The 12,655-nt window shown below is 72.4% G+C and carries 6 protein-coding genes; 1 reads left to right on the plus strand and 5 read right to left on the minus strand.

Annotated features, from left to right (window positions below; translation table 11 throughout):
• The 5 genes from ACZ516_RS30785 to ACZ516_RS30805 form a co-directional block, all read right to left on the minus strand.
• On the minus strand, positions 1 to 1,790 hold a 1,790-nt coding region (locus ACZ516_RS30785), incomplete at its 3' end, for a condensation domain-containing protein (protein WP_469012835.1).
• Positions 1,787 to 4,858, minus strand: coding sequence for a non-ribosomal peptide synthetase (locus tag ACZ516_RS30790; RefSeq protein ID WP_469012837.1), 3,072 nt, complete (start codon positions 4,856 to 4,858; stop codon positions 1,787 to 1,789). The genes ACZ516_RS30790 and ACZ516_RS30785, both read right to left, overlap by 4 nt.
• Entirely contained in the window at positions 4,855 to 9,456 is a 4,602-nt protein-coding gene (locus ACZ516_RS30795) for an amino acid adenylation domain-containing protein (RefSeq protein WP_469012839.1), read from the minus strand. The genes ACZ516_RS30790 and ACZ516_RS30795 overlap by 4 nt, the downstream gene beginning before the upstream one ends.
• A 223-nt stretch (positions 9,457 to 9,679) precedes the next feature.
• On the minus strand, positions 9,680 to 10,666 hold the full coding sequence (locus tag ACZ516_RS30800) for a TauD/TfdA family dioxygenase (protein ID WP_469013041.1): 987 nt from the start codon (positions 10,664 to 10,666) through the stop codon (positions 9,680 to 9,682).
• A 52-nt stretch (positions 10,667 to 10,718) separates the two neighbouring features.
• Positions 10,719 to 11,663 carry a TauD/TfdA family dioxygenase gene (locus tag ACZ516_RS30805; protein WP_469012842.1) on the minus strand — a complete coding sequence of 315 codons (945 nt, stop codon included), beginning with the start codon at positions 11,661 to 11,663 and terminating at the stop codon, positions 10,719 to 10,721.
• Positions 11,664 to 11,859: 196 nt separating this feature from the next.
• On the opposite strand from ACZ516_RS30805, the gene ACZ516_RS30810 reads away from it, so the two are divergent.
• Positions 11,860 to 12,624 carry a thioesterase II family protein gene (locus tag ACZ516_RS30810; RefSeq protein ID WP_469012843.1) on the plus strand — a complete coding sequence of 255 codons (765 nt, stop codon included), beginning with the start codon at positions 11,860 to 11,862 and terminating at the stop codon, positions 12,622 to 12,624.
• Positions 12,625 to 12,655 lie beyond the last annotated feature (31 nt).

Consider the following 12,655-nt stretch of genomic DNA (forward strand, 5'->3'; position numbering starts at 1 on the left):
GCGTGTGCGTCCTGGAGGATCCAGCCGAGGCGCTCGGGGGGGTTGGCGGGGTCGAGGGGGAGGTAGGCGGCGCCGGACTTGAGGACGCCCAGGAGGGCGGGGATGAGGTGGGTGCCGCGTTCCAGGCAGACGCCGACCAGGGTGTCGGGCCGGGCACCCAGGGCACGCAGGCGGTGGGCGATGCGGTTGGCCCGCTCGTTCAGTTCGCGGTAGGTGAGCTGCTCGTCCTCGAAGACCAGAGCGACCGCGTCGGGAGTGCGGGCGGCCTGCGCTTCGAAGGCCTGGTGCACACAGACATCGACCGGCTCAGGGACACAACGATTCCACTCACCGAGCAACCGCCCCATCTCCTCGACAGACAGCATGGCCTGCGCGGACAGCGGGTCCTTGGGGCGGGCCGTGACCGACTCCAGGAGCCGGAGGTAGTGCCCGGTCATCCGCTCGACCGTCGCGCGGTCGAACAGCGAGGTGGCGTAGCCGAGTCGGGCCTGCATCGGCTGCCCCTCGGAGGCGTGCGTCACATTCAGCGTCAGGTCGAACTTGGCGATCCGGTCCTCCAGGACCGGCTCCACGTCCAGGCCGGGCAGGTCGAAGGCCGTCGTCCGGTCCTCGTGCATGACGAAGTCGGCCTGGAAGAGCGGGGTGCGGGCGAGGTCGCGTTCCGGCTGGAGGTCGTCGACGAGACGGGCGAAGGGCACCGACTGGTGCTCGAAGGCGTCCAGGACGGTCGCGGCGGTGGCCGTGAGCAGCGCGCTGAAGCCGGGATCGCCGGACCAGCGGCCGCGGGCGACCAGAGTGTTGATGCCGTAGCCGATGACCTGCTGAAGTTCCGGGCGGTTGCGACCGGACACCGTGACGCCGACCGGGATGTCGGACGTACCGGTGTAGCGGGACAGCAGCACCTGGTAGACGGCGAGAAGGAAGGCGAACGGCGTGGTGCCGTGCTCCAGGCTCAGTTCGCGAACCCGGTCCGCCAGTGCGGCCGGGACGGTGAACGGCACGGAGTCGCCCGCCCAGGCGCGGACCGCGGGCCGGGGTCGGTCGGTCGGTAGGTCGAGCGGGCCGCTGTCCGCCAACTGAGCGCGCCAATAGGAGAGTTCACGCTCAAGCGTTTCACCGGTCAGGTGCCGGCGCTGCCATGCGGCGTAGTCGGCGTACTGGACCGGGAGCGGTTCGAGTGTGGCGGTGGCGCCGGTGACCGAAGCCCCGTACAGAGTGCTGAGTTCGTGGGCGAACACCCGCATCGACCAGGCATCGCAGGCGATGTGGTGGAAGACGACGACGAGGACGTGCTCGTGTTCGGACAGCCCGACCAGCGTGGCCCGCACCGGCCAGTCCCGTTCCAGGTCGATGGGGAGCGCGATCTCGGCCTCCACCGCGGCCCGCATCCCGGCCTCGTCGGGCACGTCGAGCACCGGCAGGCCGACCGGCCGCGGCGCGTCGATCAGCTGTACCGGCTCGCCGTCCGTACCGAGCGTGTAGCGGGTGCGCAGGATCTCGTGGCGCTCCAGGATCCGCTCCCAGGCGGCGGCCAGCGCCTCGACGTCCAGCGGGCCGCGCAGCCGCAGCACGAGCGGCACCACGTACTCGACGGAGTCCGGGTCCATCCGGTTCAGGAACCACATCTGCTGTTGGCCGAAGGACAGCGGCAGTGGCGCGTCGCGGTCCGCACGGTCGATCAGGGGGCGGCGCGCGGTGCGGCCGCCCTCCCCGGCCAGTCGGCGGCGGAGCAGTTCGGCACGTACCGAGGCCGCGTCCTGCGGGTGGGCAACCATGTCGTCGGTGTTCATGCCGTGTACTCCTCGGTAAGGACGTTGGTACGAATGCGTTCGACCGCCTCGGCCAGTCGGCCGACGGTGGGGTGGTCCAGGACGGTGCGGACGCCGATGCCGCACCCGAGTTCGCGGTGCAGTCGCTCCGCCAGCCGGACGGCGAGTACGGAAGTGCCGCCGGACTGGAAGAAGTCGTCGTCGACGCTCGCCGGTGCGCTGCCGAGGACGTCCTTCCAGCAGCCCGCGAGCAGTTCCTGGAGCTCTCCTTCGGGTGGCCGGGAGACGGCGGCCGGACTGTCCGGCCAGGGCAGTGCCCGTCGGTCGGCCTTGCCGCTGATGGTGAGTGGGATCCGGTCGACCGGCACGAAGGTGCCGGGGATCATGTACGACGGCAGGGTGCTTCCCAGATAGCGACGCAATCGGGCCGCGTCGATCCGGCCACCGCCCACCACATGGGCGGCCAGCATGCCGTTCTCCCGCAGGGTGACCACGGCCTCGCGGATACGGGGATGGCTGGTGATCGCGGACTCGATCTCACCCAGTTCGATGCGGTAGCCGCGGATCTTGACCTGGGTGTCGATCCGGCCGAGGAATTCGAGGGTGCCGTCCTGCAGGCGCCGGGTGAGGTCCCCCGTGCGGTACAACCTGCTGCCGGGCGGGCCGTACGGATCGGGGACGAACTTCTCGGCGGTCAGGTCGGGGCGGCGTAGATAGCCGCGGGCCAGACCCGGGCCGCCGATGTGCAGTTCTCCGGGCACGCCGGGCACGGTGTGACGGCCGGCGCTGTCCAGCACGTGCAGCTGGTAGTGGGCGAGCGGCGCGCCGAGCGGGACGCCGGGCAGGGGCGCGTCCGGCACCTCCCAGGCCGACGCCCAGATGGTCGCCTCGGTCGGGCCGTACACGTTGACCAGACGGCCGACCCGGGAGCGCAGCTCTTGCGCCAGCCGCACGGGCAACTCCTCACCGCCCGCCAGCGCCACCAACCCCGGCCGGTCGAAACCGGCGGCGAGCAGCACCCGCCAGCCGGAGGGAGTCGCCTGGACGTGGGTAATGCCATGTGCCGCGACCAGCGCGGTCAGGGCGTCGGGACGGCCGGCCTGTGCACGCGAGGCGAGCACGATCCGGGCGCCGGTGGTGAGCGGCAGATGGATCTCCAGGTGGGAGATGTCGAACGACACCGAGGTGGAGGCGAGCCAGGTGGCCCCGGGCCCGCCGGACAGCCAGCCGAAGGCCCCGACAAGGGTGGCGAGGGCGCTGTGCGGCACGGCCACGCCCTTGGGGCGGCCGGTGGAGCCGGAGGTGTAGATGGCGTACGCCAGGTTGCCGGGGGAGACGGGGAGGTCCGGATCGCTGTCATCCGGGTGCTCGTCACCGCCGTCCGGGGGCACGAGAGTGCCGTGGTAGGTGGGAGGGACGACCGCGGCGGTGGTGTCGTCGGCGATGAGCAGTGTGGCGTGTGCGTCCTGGAGGATCCAGCCGAGGCGCTCGGGGGGGTTGGCGGGGTCGAGGGGGAGGTAGGCGGCGCCGGACTTGAGGACGCCCAGGAGGGCGGGGATGAGGTGGGTGCCGCGTTCCAGGCAGACGCCGACCAGGGTGTCGGGGCGGGCACCCAGGGCACGCAGGCGGTGGGCGATGCGGTTGGCCCGCTCGTTCAGTTCGCGGTAGGTGAGCTGTTCGTCCTCGAAGACCAGAGCGACCGCGTCGGGAGTGTGGGCGGCCTGCGCTTCGAAGGCTCGGTGCACACAGAGCGGAGCGCCGACGAGGGCATGCTGCCGGATCGGCTCCGGGGCGGATGCGGTCCCCGTGTCGCCCTCCGCGTCGGCCGCCATCGATTCCAGGACGTGCCGGTACATCGCGGTCAGCAGGTCCGCGTGATCGCGCCCGATGGCGTCTGTGCGGGTGGCCAGCTCAAGGCGGCCGTCGACACTGGTCACCTGAAGCGCGAACTCCGTGTCGGCGAGGTGGCGTTCGACCCCGAGAGAGGGCCTGTCGAGGTGGTCGAAGACGACCGTGACCAGCCGATTCACCCCGGCCACCCGCTGGATCGCGGGCAGCGGGCAGCGGGCGTGACGGTGCAGCTCACGCTCCTGGGCCTCGGTCTGCGCGACCAGCCGCAGCCAGGTGGCCGGGGCACCGCGGTGCGGGAACGGCAGCGTGTCCGGCGGCGGCCCCACGACCCGTTCGGTGCCCGGCGCACCGAGTGTGTCGCGGCTGACCACGCCCGTGTGAAAGGCCTCTTCGGCGGTGAGCGAAGCCATCACCTTCAGGTGCGCGGCGAGCAGTACCGTCCGCAGTGAGGTGTCGGCCCGGTCGGCGAGCGCGCGCAACCCGTCCACCAGGTCCTCGAACGTCACGCCGAGCCGGTACCGTTCCACCGGGCCGTTCCGGTCGGCCCAGGCCTCCGGCAGTACCAGGGGGGCGTGTGTGGCGGTGAGCCGCCGCCAGGGGACGAGGGCATCGGGGTCGTCCACGGCGACCAGTTCGGCCGAGACCCGCTCGGCAGGGTCCGGGCCGGGTGGCGGGAGCACGGGCGGCCGCCCGCTGTCGCGCAGGCCGCGGTACAGGGCGAGCAGAGCCTCGCACAAGGCGTCGGCGTCGTCGATCAGCGCCCCGCAGTAGGTGACGGTGAGCCGCCAGGCCCACTCGGACTCCACGTGGACGTCGAACCGCAGCAGCGGTGCGGCGGCCGGGTCGAACGGGGTGGCCCGCCGCGCGGCCGTGCAGGCCGCCAGTTCCCGCGCCTGCCGGTCCTGGTCGTGTTTTCGCAGGTCGTGCACGCCCACGGGGACCCGGCCCGTGGCGTGGACGAGGTGCAAGGGGCGGGAGTAGCCGGTCAGGTCCATCGAGGTACGCAGCAGCGTGAGGCGCTCGGTGAGCAGCGCCACCGCCCGGCTGAAGACCGTCTGCTCGAACGGACATTCTTCCCGGACATGCAGGGCGTGCAGGGCGTGGTAGACCGGTCCGTGGTCCGCAGCCCGCATTTCCACGAGCATCCCGGCCTGAGCCATGGACAGTGGGTACGCGTCCGTCACGTCCTCGGGCAGCCGCCGCCGGTCCTCGTCCGTGATCAGTGCGAACGGCTTCATGTCGAGTACTCCTCCAACTCGGCCTCGGACAGCTGCTCCAGCTCTGCGCGGATCAGGTCCTCGACGGCCTGGGCGAGGCGGCGGACGGTGGCGCTCTCGAAGACGGCCCGGATCGGGATGTCGACGTCGAAGGCGTCCTGCACCATCGACACCATCCGGATCGCCAGGATCGAGTGACCACCCAGCTCGAAGAAGCCGTCCTCGACGCTCACGCGCTCCAGGCCGAGCACCTCGCACCAGATCTCCGCGATCCGCTCCTCGGCGGGTGAGGCGGGGGCGACCGTCGGCCGCTTGGGGTCGATGACCCCGGGGGCGGGCAGTGCCCGCTGGTCGAGCTTGCCGTTCGAGGTGAGCGGCAGCGCGTCCAGAGCGACGAAACCGCTTGGGACCATGTAGTCGGGCAGCGCGGCGGCCAGTCGGTCACGGACCTGGTCCGTGTCCAGCGCCGTGCCGTCCGCCGGGACCAGGTAGGCGACCAGCGCCTTCTCCCCGGCCGGGGTCTCCCGCACCACCACGGCGGCCGCCCGGACCGCGGGGAGGCTCAGCAACCGGCTCTCGATCTCGCCCGGCTCGATGCGGTAGCCGCGCAGTTTGACCTGGTCGTCGATCCGGCCGAGGAAGGCGATCGAGCCGTCGGCCAGCCGCCGGGCGAGATCACCGGTGCGATACAGCCTGCTGCCGGCCGGCCCATAGGGGTTGGGCACGAACGTTTCGGCAGTCAGGTCGGGGCGGCCCAGGTAGCCGCGGGCCAGCCCTTCCCCGCCGACGCACAGTTCGCCCGCGACACCGGGCGGCACCGGCCTGGCCCCGGCGTCCAGCACGTAGGCCGTGGTGTTCGGCAGCGGCAGGCCGAGCGGCACGGTGGTGTCGTGCGGGCGGGTGACCGGGTGCGTCGTGGAGCCGATGGAGTTCTCGGTCGGGCCGTACTCGTTGATCAGCCGGCCGTCACCGAGCGCCTCCCGCCAGCGGTTGGCGGTCCGGGCGCCGAGCGCCTCCCCGGCGACCACGATCCACTGGGCCAGAGCGGACATCTGCTCGTCGGTCAGCTGGTGGGCCAGCAGCTCCAGGTGTCCGGCGGCGAGCTTGATGAAGCTGTACGGTCCACCGGCGGCCAGGGTCCTGCCGAGCGCGCCGAGGTCCAGGTCGGCGGGGAGCAGGTGGACCGGCTGCCCGGCCATCAGCGGGGCGAAGAGGTTGGTGGCCGGCAGGTCGAAGGCGATCGACGAGAACAGCGGCGCTCCGCCCGGGGTCGTCACGAGGTCCCGCACGGCCCACTGGAGGTGGTTGGACAGGCCCGCGTGGGTCACCATCACACCCTTGGGGCGGCCGGTGGAACCGGAGGTGTAGATGACGTATGCCAGCTCCTGCGGGCTGATCGCGCGGGGCAGCGGCGTCGCGGGCCGGGCGTCCACGGCCGTCCGGTCGGCGTCCAGCAGCACCCGCGGCCCCCGGTGGCCGTCCGGGACCAAGGCGGACTCGGTGACCAGCAGCGCGGCCCCGCTGTCCGCGAGGATGTGTTCGATGCGCTCGGCCGGGACCGCCGGGTCCATCGGGACGTATGCGGCGCCCGCCTTCCACACGCCCAGCAGCGCGGGCAGCAGATCGAGACCCCGGTGGAGCAGCACGCCGACCGTCGTACCCGGCCCGGTGCCCAGATCCCGCAGGTGATGGGCGATCCGGTTGGCGCGCTCGTCCAGTAGGCGGTACGTCAGCTCGTCGTCGCCGTAGCGGACGGCGACCGCGTCGGCGTTGGCGACGGTCTGCTGCTCGACGAGGTCGAGGACCGGGACGCGCTCCCAGTCGGCGCACGTGTCGTTCCACCGGGTCAGTGCTTCTGCGCGGGCCTCGGACGACATGACCTCGACCGCGCCCAGCGCGCGGTCGGGAGCGGCTGTGACGGACTCGACCAGCCGCACGAGACCGGCACCCAGTCGCTCGACCGTCCGCCGCTCGAACAGGGCGGTGGCGTATTCCAGGGCGCCGCTCCAGCTGCCGTCCCGCTCGGTGCGGACGTACAGTGTGAGGTCGGTCTTGGCGACCCGCCGGTGGTACAGGTACCCGCTGTGCCCCTCGTCGGGCATGCCACCGCCGGTCGGCCCGTCGGTGAAGTTGAACGCCACCTGGTAGAGCGGGGTACGCGAGGGGTCGCGCTCCGGGCGCAGCTCCTCGACCAGACGCTCGAAGGGGACGTCCTGATGGGCGAAACCCTCCAGCGCGGTCTGCCGCACGGACTCCAGCGCCTCGGTGAAGCCGAGCGCCGCGTCCAGCCGGCAGCGCAGAACCAGGGAGTTGAGGAAAAAGCCGACCGTGCGTTCGAGGCCGGGCTGTTCCCGGCCCGCCGTCGGCACGCCGACCGGGACATCCCACTGCCCGGAGTGCCGGGCGAGCAGGGTGGCGAAGGCGGTCAGCAGGATCATGAACGGTGTGGCGCTGTGCCGCTGTCCGAGCGTGCGGACGGCTTCGGCGAGCGGCGCAGGGACGGTGAAGGGCACCAGATCGCCGCTGGGATCGCGCTCCGCCGGGCGGGCGAAGTCGGTCGGCAGCTCCAGGGGAGGCAGGTCCCGCAAACGGTGCCGCCAGAAGTCGAGACGGTCCTTCACCCGCTCCTCGGACGTGTGCTCCCGCTCCCGGACGGCGAAGTCCGGGTACTGCACGTCGACCGGCGGCAACTCGGCAGAGCCCGAGCACAGTCGGGCGAACTCCTGCTCCAGCACGGTCGCGGACCAGCCGTCGCAGGCGATGTGGTGCAGGGTGACCAGCAGCCAGCGCTCGCCGTCCGGCTCGCGCACCAGCAGCGCCCGCCACAGCCGGCCCGAGGCCAGGTCGAAGGTGGCGGCGAACTGCTCACGAAAGACGGCCTCGCGGTCGGGCGCGTCCCCCGCGAGCTCCTGCCAGACGACCGGCTCGGCGTCCCCGACCAGCTGCATCGGCTCGCCGTCCACCTCGACGTACCGGGTGCGCAGGGACTCGTGGCGCTGTGCCAGCAGGTCGAGCGCCCGTCGCGCGGCGGAGTCGGTGACCTCGGCGGGCAGATGGAGGAAGAGCGGGATCACCCACTCCGGGCTGGGGCTGACATGGTCCAGCAGCCACAACCGACGCTGCCCGGAGGACAGCGGCAGCGGACGGTCACGGGGAATTGCCCGGGGCCCGGACGCCGCGCCGTGACGGCCGCGGGAACCGTCGGCGTCACTTGCGACGGAACCGGCACTCTCGCCGGATCCGTCGCCGCCGTCGGGTGAGACGAGCCGCGCCTGGTCGGCGACGGTCAGGGCGGCGTACAGATCGGCGAGCCGCAGCTGTCGGCCCGTGGTGGTCCGCAGGCGCTCGATCAGTCGGGTGAGCAGCAGCGAATGGCCGCCCAGCTGAAAGAAGTTGTCGTCGACGCCGACGTCCTCCTGGCCGAGCAGCTCGGACCAGATCCCGGCGACCAGCCGCTCCTCAGGGGTGCGCGGAGCGACGTAGGGCGGGCGTTCGGTCGTGGTGGAGACTGCCGAGGGCTCCACCGTGCCGAGGCTCTCCAGCCGGCCGTCGTGACGGAGCCGCACCAGCGCCCCGGTCCGCAGGAGGCGGCCTCCCGCGAGGCCGTCGGGGTCCGGGACGAACCGCTCGGCCGTCAGCGCGGGCCGCCCCGGGAAGCCGCAGCCGGACCCAAGTCCGCCCAGGTGCAGTTCACCGGGGACGCCCGGCGGCACCGGGTCGCCGTAGTCGTCGAGCACCCACACCTCGGGCTGCTCCGCCAAGAGGGCGCCACCGGCCCCGGCCGGGTCGAACCGCTCGGCGGCGAACTCCACCCCGCAAATCTCCGGGCCGTATGACCGCCACACCTCCGCGCCGGTGTGCTCCGCCCAGCGGGCCAGCAGCTCGTCCGGTACCCGCTCCGTCGCGACGACCACGCGGACCGCGTCGTGACCGGCGGGCCCTTCGTCCCCTGGATCAATCGGTATGACGGTCACGCCGGCGCTGACGCCCATCGCCACGGTGGCTCCGGCCGACAGCGCCGCGAACACCTCCCAGGGCAGCCGGCCCGGGATCCCCGCGCAACGCACCAGGTCGCCGGCCCGCAACCCGTGCCGCTCGGCCATGCCCAGCGCGTAGTGGGCGGCGCTCGCATGGTCGACGCTCAGCAGGGCGCCGTCGGCGGTGCGGCAAACGAATGCCACAGCCTCCTCGCGGACAGCGAACGCCGGCGCCGCCTCCTCATCGCCGCCGGCCGCCTCGGTCGGCAGGTCGAGGCACACCGCCCGGGCGGAGCCACAGTGCGCGGCCAAGTCCGCGAAGGTCACGACGACCTGGATCCCGGCCTCGTCGATCAACGCGGTCGACGGCGCTCCCGGCGTCGGGTCGAGCAGCAGATGCGCGGCGCCCGTCTGCCAGAGGGCGAGCAGCGCGACCGGCAGCTCGGCCACCGCGGGCAAGAGAACACCGACCAGCTCGCCCGGGCCGACGCCGAGGGCCCTCAGCCGGCCGGCCAGTCGGCCGCTTCGGACAGCGAGCTGCTCGTAGCTGAGCTCGCGGTCCCGGTCCAGCACGGCCGTCGCGGCAGGTGACCGGACTGCCTGCTGCGCGAAGGAACGGGGCAGAAGCAGGGGGCTGGTCAACGGGTGCTCCTCGCGGATGGGAAGGGCGCGGACGGTCGATCGGTGCGGAGCGGGAAACGAGGGAGGGCGCCTCACGCGGGCCTCGCGTGGGCCAACGCCACCTGCGGCCGATGCGGCCTGATGGCCGGTCAAAGATTCGGACGGCGCGCTATAGGGCGTCTATATCGGGCCGCCGCGCACCACACCGGGCTTGGACGGTGGGGTGTGCGGCGGCCGAGGCGGGTCAGGACAGCACGGCTCCGTTGCCGGGCCGGTCCGGCCGACTGCGCCGGTTGTCCAGGTGGACGAAGGTGCGGTGCAGCCAGCGGTCGCGGCCGTCGTAGCGGGGCACGAAGGAGCTGCGGCCGTGCAGCGCGAGCCGGTTGTCGATGAACGCCATGTCCCCGGAGTGCAGCACGACCACCTCGGACGCCGGCACGAGAGCGTCCCGCAGCTCCTCCAGGGCCTGCTTGCCCTCGTCGTCCAGCGCTACGGTGGCCGCGAAGTCCACCCGGATGTCCGGGTCGGCGGGGTCGCCGCCCAGCACCGGGTGCGGCACGGTCGTACCGCCCGCGTGGAAGGAGGGGGGCGGCTCGGTCACGAAGCGGGGCTCGCCGAGCACCCGGCGCGCCCGGTCCGGGACGAGCGGCAGCGCCCGGCGGATCGAGGCGACGAGGGTGCCGGCCGTCCCGGTGTGGTCGTTGCGCAGGCACAGCAGACCGACGTAGTCCGGACGGTTCGGATGAAAGGCGTTCTCGGTGTGCATCTCCAGATCCACCGACCCGGCGTTGCTCTGCGAGCTCTCCAGCCCCGGCACCGGCACCACGTTCTGCACCAGGGCGCCGGATTTCTCGTCCCGGAACGCAATCACCTCGCCCAGCTGTAGCGACAGCAGAGCCGACACGGCGGCCGGTCCGGTGGCCCGCCGCTCCACGGACTCACGCACGGCAGGGGTCCGCGGCAACGCCTCCTCCTCCACCGGCAGGTTCCGGATCAGCAGAACGGCGTCCGGGCCGCAGTCGTATCGGTACCGGCGCACCGTCTCGCGCAGCCGCAGGGGTATCCGGCACGTCAGCTGCCGTGCCGCCGCCAGCCAGTCGGGGTCGTCCACGAGACCGGACCCCGGCTCGCTCAACTCCGCGGCTACAAGCGCCAGTTCGTGCTGCTCGTGCCCAGTCAGACGGATGGTGAGGGCGTCGGCGTCCGCTGCCGGGGCCGCCCGGGTGGCCATGGTCATGAAAATAGGTCCCTTCTCTAGCGGGCCGCCCGCGCGGCGGCCGGTCTCAGCCGGACATCGCGACGAGCACCCGACGGTGGCCGGTGAACGGTCTGCGGCCGTGAGCGACCAGGACGTTGTCGATGAGCAACAGGTCACCTGGGCGCCAGTCGACGTCGACGGCCCCGGCCAGGCCGCGGTCGCGCACCTGGAGCACGTACCTGTCCGGGATCGGGCGGCCGTCGGCGAAGCTGACCGACTGCGGCAGCTCGTCGGCCGGGAGCATGCGGGCCAGCGCGGCGCCCTCCTCGCCGAGCGCGGCCGGGTGCCACTGGTCGGACTGGTTGAACCAGACCTCGGCGCCGGTCACGGGGTGACGGGTGGTGGCCGGCCGGACCTGGCTGATCCGTAGGCCGCCGTCCCGGCGCCACTCCCACTCGGCCGCGGCCTCGGCGAGGAACTCCTCCACCCGGTCGCGGTCAGTGGTCTCGAAGGTCGCCTGCCAGCTCCTGCCCAGCCCGAGGCCGCTGTGCAGGTTCTGGGTGTAGCGCACGCCACCGGCGTAGGCGTCCCGCACTTCATCGTCCAGCGAGTTCAACCAGTGCGCGGCGTCCACCACCGGGGTGGCTCCGCCCGACGTGGCCGCCTCGGCGCAGAAGAACAGCAGGCGGGTGGGCCAACTGGTGCTATAAGACAGCTCGTTGTGCATTGAAATGGTGAACTCGGCCGGGTACTCGGTCGAGGTGTAGACGTTCTGGCCGACCTTCGTCCGCGGCGAGTTGCCGTGCACGTACGAGAGCCGGTCGGGCAGCAACAGGTCGAGGACCGGGTCCAGGCCCGCCTCGGTGACCCCGAAGCCCCGGAAGACGAGCGCCTTGTTCTCGACCAGCTCTGCGTCCAGGGCTGCCGGACCGGCGCTCAGGAAGGCGGCCAGGCCTGCCGCGGCGGCCGGTGCGGCGCCGTCGGCCGGACGGATCTCGTGTGGCGCCCAGGCCAGTTCGGGTGCCGTCATAGGTGCTCCTTACGCGCTCGTGGCGACGGGCTCGCCGCCGCACGAAGCGACCGTGCGGGAGACACCTATACGGCTTCGATATCGGACCTGGATATAGCAGGCGTATGGACGCTCCGGGCAGCCTGAACGGGCGATGCCCGCACTCCCGGACAGAAACCGGGAGGGCCTGAGGAAGGACCGGGACGAGGATGACCAGATGACGCATGGCAGGTGGTTCCACTCCTACGGCGCCCCGGCCGAACCGCGGCTGCGCCTGGTGTGCTTTCCGCACGCCGGTGGGTCGCCGACCTGCTACCGGACCTGGCAGCCCAGGCTGCCGGCCGACGTCGAACTGCTCTCGGTCTGCTATCCGGGCCGACAGACCCGGCTTGCCGAGCCGCCGATCACCGACATGGCCGAGCTGGCCGACCAGGTCACTGAGGCTCTCGAACCGTTCCTCGACCGGCCACTGGCCCTGTTCGGCCACAGCATGGGCAGCGCAGTGGCCTATGAGACCGCGCTGCGGCTGCACCGGCGCCGTGGCGTCCGACCGACCCGGTTGTTCGCCTCCGGACGGGGCGCCCCGCACACCGTGCCGCCGTCCCGGCTGCACCTCGCCGACGACCTGAGGCTGTGCGCCGAGATCGACCGGTTCGGCAGCACCTCGGGCCACCTGGTCTCCCACCCCGCCCTGCGTGAGGTCGTCCTGCCCGCCCTGCGTGCCGACTTCCGCCTGATCGAGACCTACCGCCCGGCCTCCCCCGAGCGGCTGCCCTGCCCGATCGTGGTGTACTCCGGCGACCAGGACCACGGATGCACCCCCGAACGCCTCGCCGCCTGGTCCGAACTGACTGCGGCCCGAGCCGAGTACCGCACGTTCCCCGGTGGCCACTTCTACCTCGAACCCCGGGAGCCGGACCTCCTGCGCCATGTCGCCGGCCATCTCGCCGCCGACCTGCGGTTGTCGGGTGTGGCGCGGTAGCGGTGCCGCCGGGCTGATACCGGCGGGGCCA

Source organism: Streptomyces sp. NPDC034037 (genome assembly GCF_055575715.1).

Excerpts from the sequence above, each read along its gene's own strand:
- ACZ516_RS30800 (WP_469013041.1), bottom strand. The coding sequence starts at position 10,666 with ATGGCCACCCGGGCGGCCCCGGCAGCGGACGCCGACGCCCTCACCATC.
- ACZ516_RS30805 (WP_469012842.1), bottom strand. The coding sequence starts at position 11,663 with ATGACGGCACCCGAACTGGCCTGGGCGCCACACGAGATCCGTCCGGCC.
- ACZ516_RS30810 (WP_469012843.1), top strand. The coding sequence starts at position 11,860 with ATGACGCATGGCAGGTGGTTCCACTCCTACGGCGCCCCGGCCGAACCG.
- ACZ516_RS30790 (WP_469012837.1), bottom strand. The coding sequence starts at position 4,858 with ATGAAGCCGTTCGCACTGATCACGGACGAGGACCGGCGGCGGCTGCCC.